General features: G+C 62.4%; 28 protein-coding genes. 12 read left to right on the top strand and 16 right to left on the bottom strand.

Annotated elements, in window-relative coordinates:
* Nucleotides 1–150 precede the first annotated feature (150 nt).
* The gene (locus tag M1L53_RS25945; protein WP_003941625.1) at nucleotides 151–906 is read left to right on the top strand and encodes a DUF4191 domain-containing protein; all 756 of its coding nucleotides are present in this window, start codon (nucleotides 151–153) and stop codon (nucleotides 904–906) included.
* 71 nt (nucleotides 907–977) lie between these two features.
* On the opposite strand, the gene M1L53_RS25940 is transcribed toward M1L53_RS25945, so the two are convergent.
* Nucleotides 978–1,451, bottom strand: coding sequence for an RDD family protein (locus M1L53_RS25940; protein ID WP_003941579.1), 474 nt, complete (start codon nucleotides 1,449–1,451; stop codon nucleotides 978–980).
* Between the two features lie 213 nt (nucleotides 1,452–1,664).
* On the opposite strand from M1L53_RS25940, the gene glnA reads away from it, so the two are divergent.
* The gene (glnA, locus tag M1L53_RS25935; RefSeq protein WP_003941609.1) at nucleotides 1,665–3,101 is read left to right on the top strand and encodes a type I glutamate--ammonia ligase; all 1,437 of its coding nucleotides are present in this window, start codon (nucleotides 1,665–1,667) and stop codon (nucleotides 3,099–3,101) included.
* A 144-nt stretch (nucleotides 3,102–3,245) separates the two neighbouring features.
* Here the strand turns inward: glnA and M1L53_RS25930 are convergent, their stop codons facing one another.
* Nucleotides 3,246–3,866 (bottom strand): YdeI family protein, encoded by a 621-nt coding sequence (locus M1L53_RS25930; RefSeq protein WP_054186677.1) that lies wholly within the window; start codon nucleotides 3,864–3,866, stop codon nucleotides 3,246–3,248.
* A 122-nt stretch (nucleotides 3,867–3,988) separates the two neighbouring features.
* A complete protein-coding gene (locus tag M1L53_RS25925; RefSeq protein ID WP_007735427.1) occupies nucleotides 3,989–4,954 on the bottom strand; it encodes a YafY family protein in 966 nt (321 codons plus the stop codon).
* Nucleotides 4,955–5,064: 110 nt separating this feature from the next.
* On the opposite strand from M1L53_RS25925, the gene M1L53_RS25920 reads away from it, so the two are divergent.
* A complete protein-coding gene (locus M1L53_RS25920) occupies nucleotides 5,065–6,006 on the top strand; it encodes an alpha/beta fold hydrolase (protein WP_047270849.1) in 942 nt (313 codons plus the stop codon).
* Between the two features lie 42 nt (nucleotides 6,007–6,048).
* On the opposite strand, the gene M1L53_RS25915 is transcribed toward M1L53_RS25920, so the two are convergent.
* The 3 genes from M1L53_RS25915 to M1L53_RS25905 form a co-directional block, all read right to left on the bottom strand.
* Nucleotides 6,049–6,366, bottom strand: a complete 318-nt coding sequence (locus M1L53_RS25915; RefSeq protein ID WP_230691716.1) for a hypothetical protein — start codon at nucleotides 6,364–6,366, stop codon at nucleotides 6,049–6,051.
* A 320-nt stretch (nucleotides 6,367–6,686) separates the two neighbouring features.
* Entirely contained in the window at nucleotides 6,687–7,145 is a 459-nt protein-coding gene (locus M1L53_RS25910; RefSeq protein WP_042921868.1) for a DUF5994 family protein, read from the bottom strand.
* 96 nt (nucleotides 7,146–7,241) lie between these two features.
* The gene (locus tag M1L53_RS25905; RefSeq protein WP_261949280.1) at nucleotides 7,242–7,586 is read right to left on the bottom strand and encodes a pyridoxamine 5'-phosphate oxidase family protein; all 345 of its coding nucleotides are present in this window, start codon (nucleotides 7,584–7,586) and stop codon (nucleotides 7,242–7,244) included.
* A gap of 147 nt (nucleotides 7,587–7,733) precedes the next feature.
* Between M1L53_RS25905 and M1L53_RS25900 the strand changes: the two genes are divergently transcribed.
* The 5 genes from M1L53_RS25900 (at nucleotide 7,734) to M1L53_RS25880 (ending at nucleotide 11,123) form a co-directional block, all read left to right on the top strand.
* Complete coding sequence (locus tag M1L53_RS25900) at nucleotides 7,734–8,921, top strand: inorganic phosphate transporter (protein ID WP_007735433.1); 1,188 nt, start codon at nucleotides 7,734–7,736, stop codon at nucleotides 8,919–8,921.
* 14 nt (nucleotides 8,922–8,935) lie between these two features.
* Entirely contained in the window at nucleotides 8,936–9,217 is a 282-nt protein-coding gene (locus M1L53_RS25895; RefSeq protein WP_003941641.1) for a hypothetical protein, read from the top strand.
* Nucleotides 9,218–9,251: 34 nt separating this feature from the next.
* Entirely contained in the window at nucleotides 9,252–9,578 is a 327-nt protein-coding gene (locus M1L53_RS25890) for a DUF3349 domain-containing protein (RefSeq protein WP_003941653.1), read from the top strand.
* A gap of 11 nt (nucleotides 9,579–9,589) precedes the next feature.
* Nucleotides 9,590–9,928, top strand: coding sequence for a DUF3349 domain-containing protein (locus M1L53_RS25885; RefSeq protein WP_007735437.1), 339 nt, complete (start codon nucleotides 9,590–9,592; stop codon nucleotides 9,926–9,928).
* Between the two features lie 151 nt (nucleotides 9,929–10,079).
* The gene (locus M1L53_RS25880) at nucleotides 10,080–11,123 is read left to right on the top strand and encodes an alpha/beta hydrolase family protein (protein WP_185744464.1); all 1,044 of its coding nucleotides are present in this window, start codon (nucleotides 10,080–10,082) and stop codon (nucleotides 11,121–11,123) included.
* 72 nt (nucleotides 11,124–11,195) lie between these two features.
* Here M1L53_RS25880 and M1L53_RS25875 read toward each other — a convergent pair whose 3' ends face one another.
* Nucleotides 11,196–11,588 carry a VOC family protein gene (locus tag M1L53_RS25875; protein WP_003941628.1) on the bottom strand — a complete coding sequence of 131 codons (393 nt, stop codon included), beginning with the start codon at nucleotides 11,586–11,588 and terminating at the stop codon, nucleotides 11,196–11,198.
* Between the two features lie 56 nt (nucleotides 11,589–11,644).
* Between M1L53_RS25875 and M1L53_RS25870 the strand changes: the two genes are divergently transcribed.
* Together M1L53_RS25870 and M1L53_RS25865 are read left to right on the top strand one after the other, a co-directional pair.
* Nucleotides 11,645–12,424, top strand: coding sequence for an AraC family transcriptional regulator (locus tag M1L53_RS25870; protein WP_231783469.1), 780 nt, complete (start codon nucleotides 11,645–11,647; stop codon nucleotides 12,422–12,424).
* Between the two features lie 2 nt (nucleotides 12,425–12,426).
* On the top strand, nucleotides 12,427–12,777 hold the full coding sequence (locus M1L53_RS25865; RefSeq protein WP_054186675.1) for an inorganic pyrophosphatase: 351 nt from the start codon (nucleotides 12,427–12,429) through the stop codon (nucleotides 12,775–12,777).
* Here the strand turns inward: M1L53_RS25865 and M1L53_RS25860 are convergent.
* From M1L53_RS25860 to M1L53_RS25850, 3 genes are read right to left on the bottom strand one after another with little or no spacing between them, the layout of a single operon-like run.
* Entirely contained in the window at nucleotides 12,770–13,879 is a 1,110-nt protein-coding gene (locus tag M1L53_RS25860) for an LLM class flavin-dependent oxidoreductase (RefSeq protein ID WP_054186674.1), read from the bottom strand. The genes M1L53_RS25865 and M1L53_RS25860 overlap by 8 nt on opposite strands.
* Nucleotides 13,879–14,724, bottom strand: coding sequence for a hydroxyethylthiazole kinase (gene thiM, locus M1L53_RS25855; RefSeq protein WP_054186673.1), 846 nt, complete (start codon nucleotides 14,722–14,724; stop codon nucleotides 13,879–13,881). Before thiM ends, M1L53_RS25860 begins: the two co-directional genes overlap by 1 nt.
* A 43-nt stretch (nucleotides 14,725–14,767) precedes the next feature.
* Entirely contained in the window at nucleotides 14,768–15,688 is a 921-nt protein-coding gene (locus tag M1L53_RS25850) for a sulfurtransferase (RefSeq protein ID WP_081557997.1), read from the bottom strand.
* Nucleotides 15,689–15,816: 128 nt separating this feature from the next.
* On the opposite strand from M1L53_RS25850, the gene M1L53_RS25845 reads away from it, so the two are divergent.
* Nucleotides 15,817–16,503 carry a GntR family transcriptional regulator gene (locus M1L53_RS25845; protein ID WP_003941581.1) on the top strand — a complete coding sequence of 229 codons (687 nt, stop codon included), beginning with the start codon at nucleotides 15,817–15,819 and terminating at the stop codon, nucleotides 16,501–16,503.
* Nucleotides 16,504–16,551: 48 nt separating this feature from the next.
* Here the strand turns inward: M1L53_RS25845 and M1L53_RS25840 are convergent, their stop codons facing one another.
* The 4 genes from M1L53_RS25840 to M1L53_RS25825 form a co-directional block, all read right to left on the bottom strand.
* Nucleotides 16,552–17,073, bottom strand: a complete 522-nt coding sequence (locus M1L53_RS25840; protein ID WP_054186672.1) for a hypothetical protein — start codon at nucleotides 17,071–17,073, stop codon at nucleotides 16,552–16,554.
* A gap of 18 nt (nucleotides 17,074–17,091) precedes the next feature.
* Entirely contained in the window at nucleotides 17,092–18,123 is a 1,032-nt protein-coding gene (locus tag M1L53_RS25835) for a cupin domain-containing protein (RefSeq protein ID WP_054186671.1), read from the bottom strand.
* Between the two features lie 59 nt (nucleotides 18,124–18,182).
* Nucleotides 18,183–19,004, bottom strand: a complete 822-nt coding sequence (locus M1L53_RS25830; RefSeq protein ID WP_054186670.1) for an alpha/beta fold hydrolase — start codon at nucleotides 19,002–19,004, stop codon at nucleotides 18,183–18,185.
* A 188-nt stretch (nucleotides 19,005–19,192) separates the two neighbouring features.
* On the bottom strand, nucleotides 19,193–20,320 hold the full coding sequence (locus tag M1L53_RS25825) for an NDMA-dependent alcohol dehydrogenase (RefSeq protein WP_003941634.1): 1,128 nt from the start codon (nucleotides 20,318–20,320) through the stop codon (nucleotides 19,193–19,195).
* A gap of 166 nt (nucleotides 20,321–20,486) precedes the next feature.
* Between M1L53_RS25825 and M1L53_RS25820 the strand changes: the two genes are divergently transcribed.
* Entirely contained in the window at nucleotides 20,487–21,347 is an 861-nt protein-coding gene (locus tag M1L53_RS25820; RefSeq protein WP_007735449.1) for a spermidine synthase, read from the top strand.
* 9 nt (nucleotides 21,348–21,356) lie between these two features.
* On the opposite strand, the gene M1L53_RS25815 is transcribed toward M1L53_RS25820, so the two are convergent.
* Together M1L53_RS25815 and M1L53_RS25810 are read right to left on the bottom strand one after the other, a co-directional pair.
* Nucleotides 21,357–24,371, bottom strand: coding sequence for a bifunctional [glutamine synthetase] adenylyltransferase/[glutamine synthetase]-adenylyl-L-tyrosine phosphorylase (locus M1L53_RS25815; RefSeq protein WP_030537556.1), 3,015 nt, complete (start codon nucleotides 24,369–24,371; stop codon nucleotides 21,357–21,359).
* Nucleotides 24,368–25,708: a glutamine synthetase family protein gene (locus M1L53_RS25810; RefSeq protein WP_003941637.1), complete on the bottom strand. Its 1,341-nt coding sequence runs from the start codon at nucleotides 25,706–25,708 to the stop codon at nucleotides 24,368–24,370. Before M1L53_RS25810 ends, M1L53_RS25815 begins: the two co-directional genes overlap by 4 nt.
* Between the last annotated feature and the right edge of the window lie 49 nt (nucleotides 25,709–25,757).

The raw sequence follows: 25,757 nt of genomic DNA, 5'->3' as shown, positions 1-25,757 counted from the left end.
CGCAGCGTCATCTGACCGAGGGCGGCGACGCTTCCCAGGAAGCCAGCTCACTCATGGCGCGCCTGAATCGCTGATCCACTTTTTGCTGTGCGCCTTTATTAACCGCGGGCGGTTAGTAAAGGCGCACAGCAATGGACGTATCCTGGGTACATGGCGAACGGCAGCAAATCCGGTAAGGGCAAACCCACCAAAGAGGCAAAGGCTGCAGCGAAGGCTGCCCGCAAGCAGGCTTCCAAGGAACGTAGAACACAGCTCTGGCAGGCATTCCAGATGCAGCGCAAGGACGACAAGCTCCTCCTGCCGCTGATGATCGGCACCCTCGTAGGTGCGGCTCTGGTCTTCTTCCTGGTCGGCCTCATCTGGGGCCTTCAGTGGTTCCTGCTGCCGATCGGCATCGTTCTCGGTCTCCTCGGCGCCTTCATCATCTTCGGTCGCCGCGTCCAGAAATCGGTGTACAAGAAGGCTGAAGGCCAGGCCGGTGCCGCTGCGTGGGCGCTCGACAACATGCAGGGCGCGTGGCGCGTCACGAATGCCGTCGCCGGCACCACCCAGCTCGATGCCGTTCACCGCGTCGTCGGACGGCCGGGTGTCATCCTCGTCGCCGAGGGTTCGCCGCAACGCGTCAAGGGCCTCCTCGCGCAGGAGAAGAAGAAGACTGCCCGCCTCATCGGCGACACCCCGATCTACGACATCATCATCGGAAACGACGAGGGCCAGGTTCCGCTCTCGCAGCTCCAGCGCTACTTGAACAAGTTGCCCCGCAACATCGACACCAAGCGCATGGACAACATCGAAGGTCGCCTCGCTGCGCTCAGCGCACGCGGCGGCGGAGCAGCGCTTCCCAAGGGCCCGATGCCCGGAGGCGCGAAGATGAAGGGAATGCAGCGAACCATTCGTCGTCGCTGACACTCCCCCACAGCAAACGAAAGACCCGGGCCCATACGGACCCGGGTCTTTCTTCGTTCGAGAAGTTTGTGTCAGCGCGATTTCACGAGCAAAGTGCCGGTCGCGCGGTCCTGCATACCGCGACCGTCGATGTCGGTGATGGTCGCGGGAATCACGAACACAAGCAGTGCCTGACGTCCGAGCGCGCGCACGAAGCCCACTCGGATCGGGCCTTCGATACGCGCAACCTGAAGTCCGAGGACGAACTGCCCCGGGGTGAAGTTGAACAGAGCCACGGTGACGACACCGACGGCGAACCACACCATCAGCGTGACAGTCGAGGTCATACCGTCGAAGAAGTCGCCGGTGATGAGCGAGGCCACTCCCACAGCCATCACCCAATCCACCAACAGTGCCGCGATACGACGGCCCGAACCGACCAGCGAACCCGGACCCTCCTGAGGGAAACCGAGGAGCTCGCCACGGTACGACTGCTCACGGCCGTCCGCGCTCTTCGGCAAAGCTGCTTGCGGCCCAGAGAGCCAAGTTCCGGTGATACGTGCCATGCTGTCCAGGATAGGCGTCGCAGCACCGTAGTCCAGATTTGCCGGGTTTTAACTGTGTGGCCGGTCACATGGACTTCGGAAATCCCCAGGATGCTGCGACGCGTAACACTGCCGAAACAAAGGGTTGACGAGCGGGCAACACCAGCTCCCTACCGTCTGCCTCGACGGATTCAACCGACATCACTTGGCTGAAGCGACTTAAGGAGCACAAGCGTGGCGTTCACCACGGCCGAAGAGGTCATCAAGTACATCGCGGACGAGAACATCGAGTACGTCGACATTCGGTTCAGCGACCTGCCCGGCGTCCAGCAGCACTTCTCGATCCCGGCGTCTGCTTTCAACCAGGACGTGTTCGAGGACGGCCTCGCATTCGACGGATCTTCGGTCCGCGGATTCCAGTCGATCCACGAGTCCGACATGATGTTGCTTCCCGACGTCACCACGGCGCAGATCGACCCCTTCCGCAAGGCGAAGACCCTCAACATCAACTTCTTCGTGCACGACCCGTTCACCCGTGAGTCCTACAGCCGCGACCCGCGCAACGTTGCCCGCAAGGCCGAGGAGTACTTGGTCAGCACCGGCATCGCGGACACCGCATTCTTCGGCGCCGAGGCCGAGTTCTACATCTTCGACTCGGTTCGCTACGACTCCGGCATGAACTCCGCTTTCTACGAATTGGATTCCATCTCCGGTTCCTGGAACACCGGCGCAGAGACCAACGCCGACGGCTCCCCGAACCTCGGCTACAAGGTTCGCGCCAAGGGTGGCTACTTCCCCGTCGCTCCGTACGACCACTACGTGGACCTGCGCGACGAAATCTCCACCAACCTGACCAACGCAGGCTTCGAGCTCGAGCGCGGCCACCACGAGGTCGGCACCGGCGGACAGCAGGAGATCAACTACAAGTTCAACACGCTGCTCGCAGCTGCTGACGACCTGCAGCTGTTCAAGTACATCGTCAAGAACACCTGCTGGCAGCACGGCAAGTCCGCAACCTTCATGCCGAAGCCGCTCTTCGGTGACAACGGCTCGGGCATGCACGTCCACCAGTCCCTGTGGAAGGACGGCAAGCCCCTCTTCCACGACGAGTCCGGCTACGCAGGCCTCTCGGACATGGCGCGCCACTACATCGGCGGCATCCTGCACCACGCTCCGTCGCTGTTGGCCTTCACCAACCCGACGATCAACTCGTACCACCGTCTGGTGCCGGGCTACGAAGCCCCCATCAACCTCGTGTACAGCCAGCGCAACCGCTCGGCAGCTGTCCGTATCCCGATCACGGGCAACAACCCGAAGGCAAAGCGTCTCGAGTTCCGCGCACCCGACTCCTCGGGTAACCCGTACCTCAACTTCGCTGCACAGATGATGGCCGGCCTGGACGGCATCAAGAACAAGATCGAGCCGATGGCTCCGGTCGACAAGGACCTCTACGAGCTTCCCCCGGAGGAGGCTCGCAACATCCCGCAGGCTCCGACCAGCCTCGAGACGGTCATCAACCGCCTCGAAGCCGATCACGAGTACCTGACCGAGGGTGGCGTCTTCACCACCGACCTGATCGAGACCTGGATCTCGCTCAAGCGCGAGCAGGAAATCGCTCCGGTCAACCTGCGTCCGCACCCGTACGAGTTCGAGCTCTACTACGACGTGTGATCCGCATCCTGACGTAAGTCAGACCTGCGAGTACCGAGTCCACCCGTCCCGCTTCTGCGGGGCGGGTGGACTTGTTTCGGTCCGAGGGAAGCCCCTCGGACAGATGATGACCGGCCTTCATACCGGACGCGGTCGAATCGCGGATCAGCTGCGGGCACGTTGACCGATGGCCGCATTGTTGACGATATGGGCGATTCGACCTGCCCGTGTTGCGTCTCGAGCGGCACTGACGATCCACCACAGCATCTGTTTGCGGGCGCTGGGCGGAAAACTGTCCCAGTTGCTTCGCGCTTGCGTGTCCAGGTCCAGCGCCGCCTGCAAGTCAGATGGTTCCTCGAGGTCTTCGACTTGGTCGAGAATCGTCCACCAACCAGTGGATTTCGCGGCAGCAATGGCACCACGACCAGCAGCGGTCATGAGGCCACGCGCCTCCATATCAGCTGCGCGTTCGCGGTTGAGTCGGGTCCAGGAACTCTTGCGTCTCCGCGGTGTGAACAGTTGCAAATTGCGCTCTTCGTCGAAGATGGTGTTAGTGGAATCGATCCACCCAAAGCAGATCGCTTCCTCAACGGCCTGAGGGTAGGGGCAGCGTGGTCGGCTGGTGGTGGTGCGCCAGGAGCACAACCACACTCCACGGCCTGACGTGTGATTGTCCGTCAACCAAGTTCGCCACTGTTCGCGAGTCTCGGCGTGGATGATCGGGTAGTCGAACTTCCACGTCGGGGGGTGGACGGAAGCCGTCGGCGATGATTTCGAATCGGTCACTTACTCTCCAAGCCTAGAGGGAATCGGATACGTGTCTCGATAGACGAGGGGCCTGCGCAGGGAACACGTCCCCGCGGCAACTTGGACGTGAATGGTCTTGTCGCGCAATCCTCTTCTGACTGTCATGGTGGCGAGACCCTGAGGTGAAGGGCGAGCCGACTGACGGTGTCGGCAAGCTCGGTTGGTTCGATGACGACCACTGGGGCGGTGAGCGCAATGCGCGCAACCGTCATGGCGAGCCTGCCGAGATCTTCGCTGCGGATCTCGACAAGGCAGCGGTCCGCTGCCACCTCGATCGGTGTGTGGTCAATCCATCTGAGTACGCCCTCGAGGTCGGCGAACGTAGCTTCGATGGCGAGTTTTGCATCGTGGTGACGGGGTGGCGAGCCAACTGATCTCGCGACGAAGCCTGCCGCGTCACCGCCCGGGATCTCGCGTGGCGTGAAATGACTGCCTGCCAGCCAGGGCTCCGAGAGCCGGTCCAGTCGAAATGTTCGCCAATCCGAACGATGGTGGTCCCATGCTACGAGATACCAACGACGCCCCGCCGTGACAAGGCGGTGCGACTCGACGAGTCGTCTGCTGCTCTCGCCATCACCTCGCCGATAGTCGAAACGAACGTGCTCGTGGTCGCGACATGCCGCAGCGAGCACACTGAGTGCTTCGGGATCGACGATGTCGTCATTTGCCCGCCGCATGGAACTGACGCTCGAATGCAGTGCCGACACACGTCGGCGTAGTCGATGGGGCAGGAGTGTTTCGATCTTCGTCAGCGCGCGCAGCGCCGTTTCTTCGATGCCTCCGATGGCGGCCTCGGCGGCGTAGCGCAGTCCGACGGCTACCGCCACGGACTCGTCATCGTCGAGGATCAGGGGCGGCACGTGCGCCCCCGTTGCAAGTCGGTAGCCCCCGTATTTTCCGGACGTGGAATCGACCGGATAGCCGAGGTCGCGTAGGCGATCGATGTCGCGGCGCACCGTCCGCTGCGTGACATCGAGTCGTGCGGCAAGTTCGGCACAGTGCCAGAAGCGATGAGTCTGAAGGAGCGAGAGCAGTTGCAGTGCTCGGCCTGTGGGATCGTTCCGCATTTCTTCAGATTGCCAGCGATCTAGGACTTTATGTGTCCACGATGCTCCCTATCGTCGGAGCAACCGGTCGATCCAGACACGAGATCGGTACTCGACTCAAAGGAGCATCCGTGAATCCATCCGACTTCCCCAGGCCCGTCCTCATCCCAGTGAACGGCGTGGAACTCGAAGTCTTCGAAGCAGGGCGACACAATGCCGGGAAACCCATCGTGTTGTGTCACGGATGGCCAGAGCACGCCTATTCCTGGCGATACCAGGTGCCCGCCCTTGTCGAGGCGGGCTACCACGTCATCGTCCCGAACCAACGCGGCTACGGCAATTCGTCACGTCCGACCGAAGTGACGGACTATGACATCGAACATTTGGCGGGTGATCTCATCGCACTTCTCGATCACTACGGCTACGACGATGCCACCTTTGTCGGTCACGATTGGGGTGCCTTTGTCGTGTGGGGCCTTACCCTGTTGCACCCGGACCGGGTAAACAAAGTGATCAACCTGAGCCTGCCCTACCAGGATCGCGGAGAGCAGCCGTGGATTGAGTTCATGGAAGCCGTGCTTGGCGGTGATTTCTACTTCGTCCATTTCAATCGACAGCCGGGCGTCGCGGACGCGGTGTTCGAAGACAACACCTTCCGGTTCCTCCGCAACCTGTACCGGAAGAACGAACCCCTCAGGGAACCTCAGCCGGGTATGGCGCTGATCGATCTCGCCAAAGCAGAGACACCACTCGGTGAGCCCCTGATGAGCGATAGAGAATTGGCCGTTTTCGTCTCCGCCTTCGAATCGACAGGATTCACGGGCAGTGTGAACTGGTACAGGAACCTTGACCGCAACTGGCATCTGCTGGCGGAGGTGGACCCGATCATCCAACAGCCCACACTCATGATCTACGGCGACCGTGACGCGATCGTGAGAGCTGAGAACCTGACAGAGTTCGTGCCCAATGTGGAAGTAGTCAATCTCGATTGCGGTCACTGGATCCAACAAGAAAGACCCGAAGAGACCAACCAAGCGATCTTGAACTGGCTGGAACGGCAGGATGCCACATAGTTTCAAGGCTAGGTGCGGTCTCAGTGAAAATGTCAGTCTCATTCAAGTCCAGTAGGGGGCTTGATCCGGACCGACCTTCTTCGAGATTTGGCGAGAGCGTCGGTAAACAAACCATGCACTCAACCCGACGATGGGCACAAGCCAAATCCCGACAGAGAAGGCGACAGCGCGCCACACACCGACTCGCCCGGACACAGAAACCACATCGGCCGTTCCGACAAGACACAGGGAAAGCCAAATCAAGGCGAGAATGAATCCGCCGCCGTACAGAAGAAAGATTGCTTCGAATCCGTCCATGCAGTCCATTCCACTGTCGGCGCAGTCCTGAAGCCCAGCCGCACCGAGTAGGGAAATGTTCACGGTGGCGATGCTACGGGCCAGGGCGTCCCGAACTGCCGAACAAGCGGGCGGATTCGGCGATGCGAACGCCGCTCAGCCCGAACAGAGTAGAAGCCCCACCCCCGTGGGGAGGGCGGGGCTTCCTCTGGTCCGGCGCTCACGCACAGTGGGAGGGTGGTGGACATGCCGGACCGACGACACGGCAGGGAGTCAAGCTGCCGCGCCCAAGCGCTGACCTGAGGGAATGCGCCTGAGATCGTGGTTACGAGAACCATCAAACCAGACAAACTGGACGCATGTTCAGGAATCGCGAGATTCGACCCCCGCACGTCAGAAAGATCTCACTGCACCCGATAGGTTTCGCTGCGGACAGGATCCACCAACCGCCGCATGACCTCGTACGCGCGGTCCGGATCCGTGTACGGCGGAATCATCATCAAAACGAGTTGACGACCATAGATATCGTCGAGATACATCAAATCGTGGGGCTGGCCAGGGTACGGACCCCGCACTTCCAGTCCGTCGACCTCGTCGATACGTCGCTGCGCACTACTGATCGTGTTCCAGTCGAACGCAACCCTCGCGATCGGCCCCAGCCGCAACGAAAGTGCGGATATCAGATCGTGAAGCTCCGCCGTGACGTTCGTGGTCCACGGGAACCACGCGCCGTCAACCGATGCCTTGACGGCACCTTGCCCACGAAGCAGGAATCGCGGAGTCCGCGTCGGCGACGGGAAAGGTTGCCCGACATGGCGCTGCGGCGCTTCCATTGCATAGTCGAGAGTGCTGATGTGCGCCATGACGAGGCTCCTTGACGGAGGATTCGTGGAACCGTCAGGCAGAGGTGCCCGGTCGTGAGTTCCATACCTTCAGACTACTCCGCTACGCAATCCCGACTACGCATCGACGGAAATGATCACGCCGGTGTCGCCGTACGGGAACGGACCATTACCGATGTGACCGAGGGTGTTGAAGAATTTCGAAATAGGCACCATCACACCGTATTTCGCTTTGACTTTGCTGCGGATCTCGTCGAATTCTGCTCCACCGCTCACCAACTGAGCGGTCCCGGTGACCGGCGACGCACCGTCGGCAACCTTTCCGCGATTGTTGCACGGCACCACGCTGACGCGTGGGTTGTTCCGCAGCCGCTTGGCCTTACCCGATTTCGAGGAAGTCCAGAACCCGATTCGTCCGTCCGGCAATTGGCGTATGCCTCCACAACCTCCACGACCATGCACGCGAATGAATTTTCTCTACCCCAGGAGTTTCAAAACGGACAATTATCCGGACGAAGGTGAACAACAGGTGCCGAGTGGTGGAAATGTCGCAGAACGACCACGTCTGAGGTCGATTTGAGGCCCGGAGGTGTTGGAACATGACTTCTCGTGAATGCGGAACTCATCGTTCTCCTCGTCGTCGTCGTAACCGCTCTGGGGTTCGACTTCACCAACGGTTTTCATGACACTGGCAACGCTATGGCCACGTCGATTGCAACCGGCGCCCTCAAGCCCAAGGTGGCAGTCGCTCTGTCTGCTTCCTTGAACCTGGTCGGAGCTTTCCTCTCGGTAGAGGTTGCTGCCACCGTGGCCAAGGGCGTGGTGAACCTCGGAAATGTGGGTGGCCAAGCGCTGCTCACCATCGTCTTCGCCGGCCTTGTCGGCGGCATCATCTGGAACCTGGCAACGTGGTTGCTCGGCATCCCCTCGAGTTCCTCACACGCACTGTTCGGCGGCCTGATCGGCGCCGCCATCGCGTCCCTCGGCATGAGCGGTGTCGCCTGGAGCGGCGTCCTCAGCAAGGTTGTCATCCCCGCAGTTCTCGCTCCCGTCGTGGCCGGCTTGGTTGCCGCGGCCGGCACCTGGCTCATCTACCGCATCACCTCCAACGTCGGAGAAGAAACCAAGGACAAAGGTTTCCGACTCGGCCAGATCGGTTCGGCTTCACTCGTTTCCCTCGCACACGGCACCAACGACGCTCAGAAGACCATGGGCGTCATCTTCCTCGCCCTGGTCGCCCACGGAACCATTTCCGCCGACGCGGACATGCCGTTCTGGGTCAAGCTCACCTGTGCGCTCGCGATCGCTGCCGGAACCTACCTCGGCGGTTGGCGAGTCATCCGCACTCTCGGCAAGGGACTTGTCGAGATTGCCGCACCACAAGGCATGGCAGCCGAAGCATCCTCTGCTGCAATCATTCTCACCTCCAGCCACCTCGGCCTTCCGCTCTCCACCACCCATGTGGCGACGGGTTCCATCATGGGAACCGGTCTGGGACGCAAGGGCGCCGAAGTTCGTTGGGGCGTAGCCGGACGTATGGCGGTCGCCTGGTTGATCACTCTTCCGTCCGCTGCAATCGTCGGCGCTCTGTGCTGGGGACTGGCCGACATCGTCGGCGGCCTGCCCGGTGTCCTGGTCGTCTTCGCCGTGCTCATCGCGTTGGCCGGCTGGATGTACCTGCGCTCCCGCAAGGAGCCCATCGATCCGAGCAACGTCAACGCCGAGTGGGACGGCGGCCTGGTGCCTGCAGAGGTCCCCGGTCCGGACGCCCGCGTCACCACCGACGCCAAAGCCTGAAAGAGGGAATCGACATGGATATCTTGAAAAACACCGTCGACTCGCTCTGGCAGGTCGTACTGGTCGGCCTCCTGCTGGGCGCCGGACTACCGGCGATCTTCGCAATCGGCCTGAAGTCGCTCGACGCCGGACAACGCGGCAGTGGCGGCGGGAGCACTGCCGTCGCGGCTCGCAGTCCGTTGGCCGTGGCAGGCGCAGTGGTGTGCTTCGCGGTCGTGCTCATCGCGATCGTCACCGGAATCCTCTTCATCATGCAGGGCTTCCTCAGCCACACATTCGGCATCGAGATCTTCTGATCCCGTGCGCCCTCACGAGCGGAAAGACATCACCGTGACTGCACCGACTCCATCCCTTCCTCAATCCATTCTTGACTGGCTTCGCGCCGGCTACCCCGAAGGCATACCGCCCAAGGACCGCATTCCGCTGGTCGCATTGCTACGACGCAAACTCTCGGACGCGCAAATTCGAGACATTGCCATCGGCGCTGCACTCGCAGAACTGAGCGACGTCAACAGCGACCAGGTGATCTCGAGCGACGAGATCAGCGCTCAGATCGCCGATCTGACGAGCCAGACTCCCTCGGACGAGGACATCGCGCGCGTTGCCTCCGTCCTTGCTGCCGCCGGGTGGCCCCTCGCTGATCTCGACAACCACTGAAGCTCGATTCGTTGAGTCTTCCACCACTTCTGGCTTCGATACTCGGCTGGCTGCGTGCCGGGTATCCGAACGGTGTGCCGGAGCAGGACTACGTCCCTTTGATGGCCCTGCTCCGGCGACAACTGTCCGACGACGAGATCGCCGTTCTTGCTGACGATCTCGTCGCCGGCTTTCCGCTTCCGGTCGATCCGATCGACTTTCCCGGTTCGGTCGATCCGATCGACATCGGCGTCCTCATCACCAAGGTCACCGACGATATTCCGCACGAATCGGACGTCGCTCGGGTACGTGAACACCTGATTCGTGGAGGTTGGCAAATCGTGGCACAACCTCCGGTCGACGACGCCTGACGGCATTACGGTAAATCGGACCAGTTTGATAACGAACCGGTAACGGTGCCGTCGAGGTCAATACAGACCACTTAGTGTCATAAGGAATTCCGCGCCTCGGGGGGCTCGGTCGGATTTCGGTGTGCAAGCACCTTTGGGGCGGGAGTGATACATGCACGAGGCTCACACAGATTTGGCGAAGAACCCAGATATTTCGAACCCGGATCTTTCGAGAAACCGTATTTCGAAACGAATCAAGCGTCGGATCCTGGGCCTCGCAGCGACAGCACTCGCACTCCCCCTGACCGCAGGCCTGATCAGCGGATCGGTAGCGACCGCAGCGCCCGCGCGTACCGCCCCGGACGGTGGCTACGAGGAAGTGTTCGTAGACTCGTCGATGGGACCGATCAAGGTTCAGATCCAGTGGGCTTCGCGCGGCGGCAACGCGGCGCTCTATCTTCTCGATGGCCTACGAGCACGCGACGACCGAAACGCATGGAGTTTCGAGACCAACGCTCTCGAGCAGTATCGCGGCGACAACGTCACCCTGGTCATGCCGGTCGGCGGGCAGTCCAGCTTTTACTCCGACTGGTATGCGAACAGCAATTTGAATCGCCAGCCGGTCACGTACAAATGGGAAACCTTCCTCACCCAGGAACTTCCCGCCTATCTGGAATCGCGCGGCGTCTCCCGAACCAACAACGGCGTGCTCGGACTGTCCATGGGTGGCAGCGCGGCACTGACGCTAGCCGCCTACCACCGCGATCAGTTCAAGTTCGCCGGTTCGCTCTCGGGATACCTCAACATCTCAGCTCCAGGCATGCGTGAGGCGATCCGGGTGGCCATGGTCAGCGCCGGGTCCTTCAATGTCGATGCAATGTGGGGACCGCCGTGGAACCCCGCTTGGCTCCGCAACGATCCCTTCGTGTTTGCACCCGAACTGGCTGGGCTCTCGCTGTACATCTCCGCTGCGAGCGGCCTGCCCGGGCAGTTCGATCAACCGCGTCGGCCCGTCGACTTCGTGAATACCGGTAGTGCCATCGGGCTCGAGGCCCTTGCCTTGATGAACTCACGGGCATTCCAACTGCGCATGAACTCCCTGGGAATTCCGGCAACGTACAGCTTCCCGGCCAACGGCACTCATTCGTGGCCGTACTGGGGTGCAGAACTGTGGAAGGCCCGAGGCCAGATCCTCGACACCCTGAACGCTTGGTGAACTGACAACGACTCGATCACCGACAACCGCAGGCCCCGACCGATATTCGTTCGGGGCCTGCGTCGTTCGAATTCAGAGCGCGGCAAAGAGATCCACGGTATTGCCGTCGGGATCGAGAAGAACGGCGTAACGCTGCCCCCATACGGCGTCGAAGGGCGCCTTGTGCCCGGGGAAGTCGGCTGTCATGCGCTGATACGCCTCGTCTACTGCGGCGGGAGTCCCGAAATCGAAGGCCAAAGCGACGGGGTGTCGACCTTCCCCGACAGCGAAGTCCGGATCGAAGCTCGCGATGGTGGACAGCGCGTCCCAGGCCAGCCGAAGCCCACCGTCGAAAGTGAACTCCACATGCGGAGCGTCAGCGGGTGTTTCCGGAATGTCGAGCCCGAGGGTTCGGTAGAACGCGAGGGAACGCGCGAGATCGTTGGTGACGATTCCGACGAGATCGAGTCTCGGAGAGACGGACACGGTATTTCTCCTGTTTCGGGTCGAGAAGTGATCGGCGAGTGTGTGACGATGATCTGATGACCGGCACTGACACCCTCGCTCTCGACGGTAGTCGGACGGTAGCGTCGAGTCTTGAACAAAACGGCCACACCTATGTCGAGACTTGGATCACCGGTTCGGCCGGCCTCTTCAGTTGCACGTGGAAAAGCACCAGCGAAGCCCATACGCCCACGGAAGCAAAGCGGATTCTTCCCGATCTCTGCGCCGACTTCATCGTCGACAGCACCGGAAAGTCGTGGCTCGTCGGACCTGCCACCGGTGCCGATCTGGTTTCGGTCGCCGCCGGTACAACCATGTGGGGCATCCGGATCAATCCACCGGCTCTGCGGAGCCTGCTCGGCACAGCTGCCGACGCAGTGCAGGATTCGAAGATCGCCATCGACGACATCCTCACTTCCAGACAAGCGCGGGTACTTGCCGACGCCCTGAGCCACGAGGCAGTCGACGCTCACCTACTGGGCCAGTTGTGGCGCGGACTGGAATCCGACCAGGGCATCGAGCGTGGATATTCCGCGCTCATCTCCTCCCCTTCGACGCCGATACGCGAGATCGCTGCAGACCTCGGAGTTTCCGAACGTCATTTTCGACGCTCGATCACGTCGTCGGTCGGGCTGTCCCCCAAGCTGATTCAGAAGGTACAACGCATGCAGAATGTACTAGCTCTCAGCCGCAGCGCAGATCTCGCGTTGTCCTCGCTGGCCGGCCGCGCCGGATACGCCGACCAAGCCCACCTCGCGCGCGATACGCGAGCGCTGGCCGGTCTGACGCCGACTCAGCTACTGCGCGAGCACCGGTAGGGATGAACGAAGATCTGTTCTCGGCCCTCGATCACCTGGCTGCCACGTCGACCGTCGTGATCGATCGGCCCCGCGGGTCGGCACACCCGCGGTACCCCGATGCGATCTATCCGCTCGAATACGGCTATCTCGACGGCACGGTCAGCGCGGACGGCGACGGGATCGATCTGTTCCGAGGCTCGGCCGTCGGCACCGGCGTTGTTGCCGTGGCGGTTATTGCCGACATCGTCAAGAAGGACGTGGAAGTCAAAATCCTTCTCGAATGCACTGCGAATGAAATCGACACTGCTGCAGCATTTCTCCGTGACGCTTTAGGTCTCGGTGCCACGATCCTGCGGCGCGATGTCAGCTGAGTTCGTCGAATCGCGGAACAAGATACTCGGCAACCCACTTCGCTTCCTCGATCAGCGGCCAGCCCGCCAGAATCAGTGCAGTCAAACCGGTTCGGCTGCGAAGCGTGCGCACCGAGTCCGTGATCGAATCCGGATCACCGACGTAGTACACCGCCGATGACCCGGTGCCGAAGATGTCGAGGGGTGACCACGCCGTGATACCCGCGTACAGCCCGTCACCGACGTACAACTCCTCCGGTTCCGGAAGGCGGCCGGAAGCAATCTTGTCCGCCCAACCCTGCCGCTGTGCGTCGCGGGCGGTGAAGGTCTTGAGGTCTTGCTTCCCCTGAGTACGACGACGCACTGCGTTGTCCAAGACATGAGCGATCTGCTCGACGCCCGTCTTCTCGAACAACGAACGGAACCGGTCGTGCGCCTGCGCCTTGGTGGGGCGAACGATCACACCGGTGAGCGCACCGAAGTCGGTGAACTCGCGCCCGGCTGCCTCCGCCGCCGCCCGTGCGGCAGAGAATTTGTCTTCGATGAACGAAGTCTCGCGCAGCATCGCCAAGTAGGTGTCGAGCACCTTGCCTGAATTCGCCAGGCCTGCAGGCGAATCACCGGTACCCCACAGCGGAACCTGATGCCCAGCGGGCGCATCGATACGCAGTGGTGTGTTGGGAAAGTTCGACTCCGTGCCTTCGGCGTAGATGCGGCGGAAGTCCGCCCAGTACTGTTCCCCCAACTCGTAACGCTCGTCGTGGGGCACGTTCATGTCGTACTTGGTCAGGATGTTCTCGCGTCCGTTGACCGAGTTGATCAACAGTCGGCCGCCGCTGAAGGCGTCGAAAGTCAATGCCTTCTCCGCCAGCAGTCGCGCCGGCGTCATGTTCGCGTAGACGGCGACGAGGAACTTCATGCGCGTGGTGTGCGCTGCCGCCCACGTCGCCGAGATGAACGGATCGTTCGGCCAGGTGGCAACAAGCGCACCTTCGAATCCGCCGTCGTCGATGGTCTTCGCGAGCTCGATCTGCCTGGCCCCGTCCACGGGGAACAGCCCACCGGGGCTCCACGGGTAGTCCCCGTCTGCCTGGGTGAGATACCAGAATGTCTTGATGCCCATCAGTTCTGCACTCCAGCCGGCAGGTCGAACGATTCGATTCGGGCACGCGAACGGATGGTGTCCGCATTCACGCTGTAGAGCGCGTCGAGGTATGCGACCGCGAAAGAACCGGGGCCCGAGGCATTTTCCTCGGCGATCTCCGATGCCACGGCAACATGCGTGTGCGCGGCAACCAATCCGTCCAGCGCGGTCGACGTGACGGCGAGGTAGGCGGCGACAAGACCGCCCAGAGAGCAACCGGTACTGGTCACGCGCGGCAACAGCGCGCTGCCACCGGAGACTCGGATGCCCTGGGTGTCACCGCCCGCATCGCGGCCGACGATGTAGTCGACCGGTCCGGATGCCGACACGGCATCCGCATGCTTCAAGAGTGACAGAGCGGCGGGCACCGCGTCGGCGGAATCGGAGGCACTGTCGACGCCGCGGGTGTCACCGCCGAGTCCGGCCAGAGCGATGATCTCCGATGCGTTCCCGCGGATGGCGCTGGGGTGAAAGCGCAGCAGATCCACAGCGATACCGCTCCGCCAGGGTAGTCCGCCGACACCGACGGGATCCAAAACCCATGGCGTACCGGCAGTTCGGGCCGCTTCTGCTGCTATCAGGAAAGCTTCGGCTGTCCCGTCGTCCGGCGTTCCGAGGTTGACGAGCACTCCCCCGGCGATGGCAGCGAACCCACCCGCTTCGTGGACGTTGTCGATGTGAGCGTTGCTTGCGCCGGCGGCGAGCAGAACATTGGTCAAGAAGTTCGCAGAAACGATGTTGGTCAGCGACTGGACGAGCGGTACCTGATCGCGGAGTGCGTCGATCGCCGACGCGACGGTTTCGACAGAGACAGTGTCAGACATGAGAATTCCTTCAGAACGGGAGGTAATTTAGGACTGCGGCGATTCAGGACCGCGGACATCGAACATCCGCAAGCGCGCCGCCGGGCTCACCGCCGACAACCATCGGCAAAGTCGGATCTGCAGTCCATTCCTCCAACGAACCGTCGTAGACCTTGACGTCCTCATAGCCGCCGCGGATCAGTGCGAGTGCTGTCAGGCACGCCGAAACTCCACCGCCGCAATAGATCACGACAGGTTCAGCGACGGGCGGTAGAACGTCAGCAGATTTCGACCGAACATCGTCCGCCGGAAGCATCCGGGCATCGGCGTCGAGAAGACCCTTCGCAGACAGATTCACACTTGACGGAATATGTCCGCGTCGCGAATATCGCGTCTTCTCCGTTCCCTCGTACTGCTCAGGCGCCAGCGCGCACACCAGCGTTCCGGCTTCTTCTCCTGAGGACAGTGAGACAACGCGAGGTAGATCGACCCACAGGCCAAGGTCCGTCACACTCCAACGCTTCGACGCCGACGTGTGGGTGACGTCGTCGCCGCTCGCGAGGGCGAAGCCGCATCGAGTCCATTCGGCGAGGCCACCGTCGAGGACCCTTGCTTCGATGCCGGCGTTGCGAAACACCCACCAGAGCCGTGATGCCCAGGTGGTCGAACCCTGGTCGTAGATCACGATTGTCGCACCCGGTTCGATACCACTGGATTGGAGATCGGAAATCAACTGCTCCGTTGACGGGCGTGTGAAATGCAGCGCCGCTTCCCTTTCGGAAAAGACGTCCATGAGGTCGACGTGTCGGGAACCCGGGATGTGCGAGGAAACCCAGCCGTCGTACCCGGACTCCGGGCGATAGTCGCCGTCAAATCGCGCGGGAGGAAAATGAACCGTCGCGTCGAGCACAGCGACGCCTCCCTCGCGCAGCATCGCGTCGAGTTCAGCAGCACTCACCAGCGGCGACGCGGTCTCTCCAACCACTTCGGACCCTCTCCCTCGGAAACGAACAAGCACGAACCTAAATGAGTACTAGCGTATACGCAAGTACTCACTCGTCGCCGATGGCATAATCGAACGCGCTCTGCTTGCATGCACAGGAATGAGGACACATGGATCTCGACGCCGATACGAGCACCACCGATCTGCTGGTGCCGGAGGCTGCGCTGGGCCGGTCCGATCAGACCTCGCGGCAGTACCTGCGCCTGCGAGCCGACATCCTGGCCGGCAAGTTCCCCCAGGGCTCTCCGCTGCACGAGACTCAATTGTGCGAATCGTACGGCGCATCGCGTACCCCGATCCGCGAGGCACTCAACTGGCTCGCGCACGACGGTCTACTCGAACGAGCCGCCCGCGGTTTTCGTGTCCGCTCCGGCACTCCCGAAGACGTCATCGAAATCTACGCAGCGCGGGTTGCCCTCGAATCGGAAGCCGCCGGCGCCGCCGCACTCCGCCACAGCGATCTCGACCTTGCCCGCCTGGACGGATTGCACGAGTTCTGCTGCACTGCAACAGAAGGCACCGAGGTTCGTGCCGGAAACTTCAAGTTTCACGAGGCCCTCTGGCAGGCCGCCCACAATTCCACGATCACCTCATTGCTGATCCGCCTCACCACCCAACTGCGAATCTACGACAGCGGCCCGCCGTCGAACTACGGCGAACCTGACCTGCTCAATTCGGAGCATCAAGAGATCCTGAACGCCATCCGCGCCCGGGACGAATCGTCCGCACGTGGTCACATGCGCAACCATCTCGAGCGCAGCCGCGACCAACGAATAAGGATGTTCGCCAGCCGCTGACTTCAGACAGCCCAGATTTCTGCACGCCGACGCCTGCGCCGCCGTCGCTCAGACGGGGAGCGTGCCGGTCTCGACGTCGTACACGCTCTCGGCCGGGCTCGACATCACTCGATCCGCCATCTCCTGCTTGAGCTCTGTCAGCCGTGACTCGTCTTCGGCCGTCCGGTCGGACTTACGGGACAGAGTGATGAACTCGTCGACGACGAACCCCTCCCGAACAGTCAGCGTGACGCTCGCGCCGCGATAGGTGATCCGAAATACGTACAGCGCGAGCGTGTTTCCACGTTCACGCCTGGCCAAGGAACTGTCAACGGTGTACCGCCCTTCGGTCACCGCGCGCGTGACCAACTCGAACGAATCGCGCACTCCTGGTCCGCCGTGTGCGGTGGTGACGACCAGCTCGCGACGCTCGACGGAGCCTTCCCCGCCGAGCACACCGAGAGCGCGCTCGAGAACCTTGTAGGCATGCGCCACGCCGCCCGGGGCCTGCGGACCGTGATAGCGGAGGGCGTCCTCGTACGTGAAGTCGAGCGTCGTCCCGTGATCGGTCACGGTGAGCGTGGTGGTCATGATGGGCGTCCTTGCCGGTCAGTGCTGGCGGTCGATCGGATTGATCCGCGAGACGATGAGCGGATCGATCGGGGTGAAAGGAAAGTGCGGCAGATCCCGTTCCGGAACACCGAACGAGGCCGAGAGAACGCCGCGTGAGAACGCGGAAGCCGTTGCACGGTAGCCTATGTCGCCCGGCGTCGGCTGGTCGAAGAAGATGAGGAAGTTGATGTCCTCGTCACCTAGAACCTCGATGTGATGGGGATAGGCACGCGGAACGAAATACACCTGACCGGGCTCCAGTAGGTAGGTGTCGAGCGAACCGTCCGGATCGAGGACCGTCGTCCGCCCGTGACCACGATGCACGTATCCCATTTCGGCAGTGACGGGATGCCAGTGTGGCTCACGCATCCCACTCTCGCGAATTGTCAACGAGTACATCGAAAGATCCTCCAGCGCCGCCCAATACTGCTTGCGCGCCACTTTCGCCTGTCCGTACGGATATGCGAGAGGCGCGATCTGGCCTTCGAGATCGAAGAGATGCGCGTTGGGAAGGCCGGCGGTATCGGGAACGACGGCGGCGCCGTCCCGCCGAACTATCTGGGACGCATCGACTCCACCGAAGACGTCGAAGGCCGATGCGGCGAGATCGTACGTGTTGCCGAGCACCGCGTTCGACATTGCGCTGACGCTACTCTGCAACGAAAAGTGCTGCGGGAGTGAAGTACGCAGGGCAGCGATGATCTCCGCCTCCTCCTCTCCGACATTCTCGATGTGATAAATCGCGCCGGATTCGACGTGATACATCTGCCCCGCTCGCACCACGAAGCTGGCGAACTCGTCAGCATTGCCCAGCATCGAGACGAGCACGGTTCCGCTGGTGACGTAGGCGATCTGGTTTGCGTTGACGTTCCATTGTGGTTCACGGATCGCGCCGGGACCGAGAACAATTCGTTTGATCGACAGACCGGACAGGATCGGCAACGAACTCGTGTCGAGTTGCGAGATCGACCCGAGTTCGTTCTCGAAGACACTGGGGCCATTGCATAGTGAGGCAACGTGTGTAGACATGGCAATTTTATCCTTCCCACTCTGGTCCTTTCGACTCCGGTCCTTCCGCCTCGCTGACGTCAGTCCTCGATGAACGCGAGAATGTCCTGGTCCAGTGTCTTCTGATATGAGCCGTAGATGCCGTGAGGTGCGCCCGGATACACCTTCAGCGTGCCCTTCTTCACCAGCTTGATCGCCTTCTCGGCCGCTGCGCCGATCGGCACGATCTGATCGTCGTCGCCCTGAGCGATGAGGAACGGAACGTCGATGGCTTCGAGATCGGAGGTCTGGTCCGTCTCCGAGAATGCCTTGACGCAGTCGTAGGCCGCGGCGAGGTTGACCAACATCCCTTGCCGCCAGAAGTCGTCCTTCGCCCCTTGCGAGACGTCGGCACCTTCGCGGTTCGCGCCGTAAAAGCTCTCGCTGAGATCCTTGTAGAACTGCGATCGGTCTCGCAGAACTCCCTCACGGAGGCCGTCGAAGACCTCGATCGGTGTGCCTTCGGGGTTGCCGTCCGACTTGACCATGATCGGCGGTACGGCGCCGGCGGTGATCACCTTGGCCACGCGCCCTTTGCCGTGCTGCGCCGCGTACCGGACCACTTCCCCGCCGCCGGTCGAATGGCCAACCAGGACCAGGTCTTTCAGGTCGAGTGTGTCGATCAGCTCAGCCAGGTCCTTGGCATATGTATCCATGTCGTTGCCGGTGTACGTCTTCGACGAGCGACCGTGTCCTCGACGATCGTGCGCGATGGTCCGGTAGCCGGCGTCGGCGAACAACTTCATCTCGACCTGCCACGCGTCAGAACTCAGCGGCCACCCGTGGCTGAGGACGATCGGCCGACCGACGCCGTGCTCGGTGTAGTAGATCTCGGTTCCGTCGGAGGTGGTGATGTAGGGCATGCTCTGCTCTTCTCTGTCGAGTCGTGGACTGAGATCCGGGCACGGTGCCCGGTTTCCTCACTCTGCGAGTGCCCACTACGGGGGCAGTCGACTCATCGATCGACAGAAATGTGCGTGGGGGCAGAAGACTCCGGCCCGACACCACGAAGCGTGGTGCCGGGCCGGAGCCTTCAGTCAAAGGGAAATGATCAGTAATCGTCCTCCGTGTAGACGATCATCCCGCGCAGATTCTTTCCTTCGAGCATGTCGGCGTACCCCTCGTTGATCTCCTCGAGCTTGTAAGTCTTGGTCACCAACTCGTCGAGTTTGAGTGCGCCGCTTCGGTAGTGATCGAGCAACTTGGGAATCTGGGACCGTGGCCCTACCCCGCCGAAGATGGCTCCCTGCAAACGCTTCTGCAGAAGGGTCAGCTCGAAGAGGCTGAGCGTCACCTGCGAATCTGCGTAATGCCCCATTCCGACGACCACGACCTGGCCACCCTTGCCCGTCGCGCTGAGCGCGGGCTGAATGATGTCGCCGTGAATCTCGCCCACGGTGATCACGGTGACGTCGGCCATCTTGCCCCAGGTGATCTCGCCGATCACCGGTAGCGCTTCCTCGAGGGAGGCAAAAGTGTGTGTGGCGCCGAATTCCTTTGCCTTGTCGCGCTTGAACTCGACGGGATCGATCGCGATCACAAATCGTGCTCCGGCGGACGCCGCACCCTGCACCGAGTTGATTCCGACGCCGCCGACGCCGACGACCACCACCGTGTCGCCGACCTTGGCTCCACCGATCGCGGTGGCCGATCCCCAACCGGTGGCAACACCGCAGCCGAGCAAGGCCGCCTTGTCGAGCGGGATGTCCTTCTCGATTTTGATCACCGACGCCTCGTTGACGGTCACGTACGGCGAGAATGTTCCGAGCAGACACATCTGGATGACCGGCTCGTCGTCGAGGGTGACGCGGTACGTCTTGTCGGAGATCGCCTGCCCGGTCAACAGGCCGGCGCCCTCGTCGCAGATGTTCTGCAGACCCTTCGCACAGGACGGACAACGTCCGCACGCCGGGATGAAGGCGAGAACCACGTGGTCGCCTTCTTCGACGCTCGCGACACCCGGTCCGACCTTCGTCACCACTCCGGCTCCTTCGTGCCCGCCCAGGGCCGGGTAGAAGGGCAGCGGGCTGGCGCCCGTACGCAAATGTTCGTCCGAATGGCACAGCCCCGATGCGGCGAGTCGGACCTGCACCTCACCCGAGACCGGGTCCCCCAGCTCGACCTCTTCGATCTCCCACGCCTGACCTGGCGCCTTGACTACCGCTGCCTTGACCTTCACCTGCACTCCTCGAAATTCTTCGTGATGCACGGACGACGAAAGAACGCGCCGGCATTTGTGTCGCCGATCACACTCCATGTACGAGTGTGCCTGAAGTAGCCCGAGAATACCGTCGGTCCGTGTGCCTTTTTGGTAGCCGCCTCTACCAGAAAGGCGCACGACTAACATGGACACAGTGGCCAAGGGAACTCGCAAGACCAGAACTCGCAGCAGTACTCCCGAGCGAGGCGAGTCCGGTCCCGTCGCCGGCACTTTTCCGATCGATACCGGGACGTGCGAACTAGTCCGCGATCAGTACTCCGATGACAGTTGGATCATCCAGATCAACGGAGTGCCCAGTTCCCACGTGAACGTCGCGGATCCCACGGTGCTCGATTTCGAGTACATGCGGTGGATCGCGCATCTGGTCGATTCCGAACGTGACAAGGCCGAGCGCCTGCGGGTGCTTCATCTCGGCGGTGGCGCCTGCTCCATGGCCAGATACTTCGCCGCCACGTACCCTGACGCGCGTCAAGTGGTGGTCGAAATCGACGGTGCTCTGGCGGAACTCGTACGCGATTGGTTCGACCTCCCGCGCGCGCCTCTTCTGCGCATCCGCGTCGGAGAAGCCCGCGCCGTCACCGAAACTCTCACCGAGTCCACCCGGGACATCGTGATTCGAGATGTCTTCGCCGGCAGCACAACTCCGACACCACTGACGACGGCGCAATTCACCACCCACGTACGACGCGTGCTCGCACCGGGCGGCATCTACATCGTCAACTGCGGCGACACCCCGGATCTCCAGGGCGCGCGCAGCGAGGCCGCAACCATCGGCGCACAGTTCGAACACATGGCGATCATCGCCGATCCCGCGATGCTCAAGGGCCGCCGCTACGGCAACATGATCATCGCGGGCAGCGACGTACCGATCGGCGGGCAACCCGCGCTCGCGCGCGAGCTACTCGGCGGCGGAGTTCCCGCCCACGTGTGGCAGGACGCCGAAGTCCGCAAGTTCGCCGCGAATGCGCCGGTTCGCCAAGACTGAGCAAAAACGCTACTCCCCGCCGAAGACCCTCTCCACCACTGCTTTTGCCCGACGCGTGATGCGCAGGTAATTGTCGAGGAATTCCCCTGCGTCGTCGCCGTATCCAGCGACCTGCGCCACCGCCGCGAGAACACGGCCCGGGCCAGGAAGCTGATCGGTCGGCTTCCCCCGCACCAGAACGAGGCAGTTGCGTGCCTTCGTCGCGGTGATCCAGGCGTCACGCAGCAGTTCGACGTCACCTTCGCTGAGCAGTTCCGCGGCGCCGATGGCGTCGAGAGTCTCGAGGGTCGACGTGTTGTGCAGCGACTCGATCTTGTCGGCGTGGCGCAGCTGCAGCAATTGCACAGTCCACTCGATGTCGGCCAAGCCGCCGCGACCCAGTTTCGTGTGCGTCGCCGGATCGGCTCCGCGAGGAAGCCTTTCGGAATCGACTCGCGCCTTGATGCGCCGGATCTCGCGCACCGCCGCGTCACTGACGCCGCCTTCGGGGTAGCGGGTCTTGTCGATCATGTGCAGGAACCGCAGTCCCAATTCAGGATCACCGGCCACCGGGTGCGCACGAAGGAGTGCTTGAATCTCCCACGCCTGAGCCCACTTCGCGTAGTACGCGTCGTAAGACTCCAGGGTTCGTACCATCGGTCCGTTGCGACCTTCCGGGCGCAGTCCGGTGTCGACCTCGAGCGGTGGATCTGTACTCGGTGCCCCGAGAAGCTTGCGCACCTTGTCGGCAATGCTGTTGGCCCACTTGACCGCAACGGTCTCGTCGACGCCCTCGCGGGGTTCGCACACGAACAGCACGTCCGCATCGGATCCATAGCCCAGTTCGCCGCCGCCGAGTCGACCCATGCCGATGACGGAGAAACTGGCCGGCGCCTCGGTCCCGAGTTCGGTGACGCTGGCCTTGATCACCGCGGAGAGCGATGCATTGAGCACCGCGGCCCACACCGAGGACAGCGCCTTGCAGACTGCAGGAACATCGAGCATGCCGAGGATGTCGGCCGACGCGATTCGCGCAAGTTCGTGTCGCCTCAGCGAGCGGGCCGCAGCAACAGCACGATTGGGATCACTGTGTCGGCCGGAGGCGGTGAGGATTCCGCGAGCGACGTCCTCGGGCTTCGGCTCGACCAGGCGCGGTCCACTCGGCGAATCCGCGAACAAGCGAATCACGTCGGGAGCCTTGATGAGCAGGTCGGGTAGGTACGCCGACGAGCCCAGCACGGTCATCAGACGCTCGGCCACCGCAGCCTCGTCGCGGAGCAGGCGCAGGAACCACGTCTGGTCGACGAGCGCGTCCGAGAGCCTGCGGTAAGCGAGCAGACCGGCATCGGGATCCGGTGTGTCCGCGAGTGATTCGAGCAGAGTCGGCAACAGGAGCGCTTGAATGCGACCCTTGCGTGAAGCGCCACTCGTCAGTGCAGTCAGATGCCCGAGAGCATGCTCGGGTGCCGTGTAACCGAGAGCGGCCAACTGGCGAACCGCGGCTTCTGGCCCCAGGACCAGTGCTTCCTTGTCCATCCGCGCCACCGATTCGAGAAGCGGGCGGTAGAACAACTTGGCGTGCAGGCGGCGAATCCGATGCGAATTCCGCTTGATCTCGGCGCGCAGGACTCCCAGGGAATCCAGACGACCGTCGGGTCGCATGTGCGCGGCGCGGGCCAGCCAACGCAGCGCTTCCTCGTCGTCCGGCGGCGGCAGGGTGTGTGTGCGCTTGAGCTTCTGTAACTGCAGACGGTGCTCGAGCAGACGCAGGAATTCGTACGACGCAGTCAGGTTGGCGGCGTCGTCGCGGCCGACGTATCCACCCGCCGCCAATGCAGTCAGTGCATCGACGGTGCTCTGGACATGCAACGAACTGTCGGCGCGCCCGTGCACCAATTGCAGGAGTTGGACGGCGAATTCGACGTCGCGCAAACTTCCGCGGCCGAGTTTGAGTTCACGCTCACGCAGTTCGGGGGGAACCATTTCCTCGACGCGTCGACGCATGGCCTGGACTTCGGGGACGAAGTCCTCGCGCTCGGAGGCGATCCACACCATCGGGCTCATCGCCTCGGAGTACTGGCGACCGAGCTCCATGTCGCCGGTCATCGGACGAGCCTTGAGCAGTGCCTGGAACTCCCAGGTCTTGGCCCAGCGCTTGTAGTACGTGATGTGGGATTCGAGGGAGCGAACCAGTTCTCCGCGCTTGCCTTCGGGCCGCAGCGCAGCATCGACCTCGAAGAATGCGGAGGTACCGATACGCATCATCTCACCGGCAACGCGACTGGCCGTCGCATCGGCCGGTTCGGCGACGAACACCACGTCGACGTCGGAGACATAGTTCAGCTCGCGCGCACCACATTTGCCCATGGCGATCACGGCGAGCCGGATCGGACAGCTGCCCTCGGGACACACCGTTGCGATGGCCACCGCAAGTGCAGCGGTCAGCGCGGCGTCGGCCAGATCGGAAAGCTGGTGCCCCACAGTCTGATACGGAACTACGGGTTCGTTCTCGACGGTCGCCGCAAGATCAGCCGCAGCCAGCAGCATCAGCTGGTCCTTGTAGCTCTTACGCAGAGCAACAACAGCTTCCGGCCCGGTCACCGTGGCGCGGTAGGTCAGGGAACCTTCGGTGGCACCCTCGTCGACAGTTGCACCCACGACCTCCAGCAAGGCTGCAGTCGCCTCGTCCTTGGTCGGCAGAGCGGTGCCGTCGAGCAGTTTCCAGCCGATCGGATCCGCGGCCAGGTGGTCGCCGAAGGCCGACGACGCACCCACCAGTGCGAACAAACGGCCGCGCAGGCTCTTGTCCTTGCGCAGGACCTGATCGAGTTCGCGCCACCCGTCGCCGAGCCCGTCCTTGATCCGCACAAGGGTGCGCAGAGCGAGGTCGGCGTTCGCGGCACGCGACAGCGACCACAAGAGTTCGATGCTCTCGGCGTCGACCCAACCGAGCTGACGCAACTCGTCGGCAGCGGTGGGCTCGACCAGCCCGAGTCGACCCGGTCCTGGAACTGCTGATCTCGCAGCGGGCGGTTTCACCGTCACAGACCGAGGTAGGTCTTGAGCTCGAACGGCGTCACGTGGCTGCGGTATTCCTCCCACTCACGACGCTTGTTGCGCAGGAAGAAATCGAAGACGTGCTCGCCGAGTGCTTCGGCCACGAGCTCCGACTTCTCCATCTCGCGCAGAGCGCTGTCCAAGTTGCTCGGCAGTTCCTTGTAACCCATGGCGCGGCGCTCGGCGGAGGTCAACGACCACACGTCGTCTTCTGCCTCGGGCGGCAAGGTGTAGCCCTTCTCGATGCCGCGAAGACCGGCAGCAAGCAGGACCGCGAAAGTCAGGTACGGGTTGCAAGCCGAGTCTGGGCTACGGATCTCGACGCGGCGCGAGGACGCCTTGTTGGGCGTGTACATCGGGACGCGAATGAGAGCCGATCGGTTGGACGGGCCCCACGACGCAGCAGTGGGTGCCTCTCCCCCGTGGACGAGTCGCTTGTACGAGTTGACCCACTGGTTCGTGACCGCACTGATCTCGTTGGCGTGCTCGAGGATGCCGGCGATGAACGCCTTGCCGGTCTCGGAGAGCTGCATCGGATCGTCCGGATTGTGGAAGGCGTTGGTGTCGCCCTCGAACAGGCTCATGTGGGTGTGCATCGCGGAGCCGGCCTGATCGCTGAACGGCTTGGGCATGAAGCTCGCCCGGACGCCTTCACCGATCGCGACCTCCTTGACGACGTACCGGAACGTCATCACGTTGTCGGCCATCGAGAGTGCGTCGGCGTAGCGCAGATCGATCTCCTGCTGACCCGGCGCGGCCTCGTGGTGGCTGAACTCGACCGAGATGCCCATCGACTCGAGTGCGTCGATGGCGTGGCGGCGGAAATTCGGAGCCGAATCGTGCACGGCCTGGTCGAAGTATCCGCCCGAGTCGGCCGGGATCGGTGGAGTGCCGTCGATCGGGCCGTTCTCCAGAAGGAAGAACTCGATTTCCGGGTGGACGTAGCAGCTGAAGCCCAAGTCGCTGGCCTTGCTCAGCTGGCGACGCAGTACGTGGCGCGGATCGGCCCACGACGGCGAACCGTCGGGCATCGTGATGTCGCAGAACATGCGAGCGGAATGCTGCGCACCGTCCTTGTGCGCCCACGGCAGGATCTGGAATGTCGAGGCGTCGGGCCGAGCGACGGTGTCGGCTTCGGAGACTCGTGAGAATCCCTCGATGGCGGAACCGTCGAATCCGATTCCCTCCTCGAAAGCGCCTTCGAGTTCGGCGGGGGCGATCGCCACCGATTTGAGGTACCCGAGAACATCGGTGAACCACAAGCGGACAAACCGAATGTCGCGCTCTTCCAGGGTACGAAGCACGAATTCTTTTTGGCGATCCATGCACGCGAGACTAAGCAAGCCACGTTAAATCTGTGTTACATCAGTGGTC

Source organism: Rhodococcus sp. T9N (genome assembly GCF_024436645.1).
Classification (GTDB): domain Bacteria; phylum Actinomycetota; class Actinomycetes; order Mycobacteriales; family Mycobacteriaceae; genus Rhodococcus_F; species Rhodococcus_F qingshengii.
Note: the sequence above shows the minus strand (reverse complement) of the source record. Positions and strands in the feature narration are given on the sequence as shown.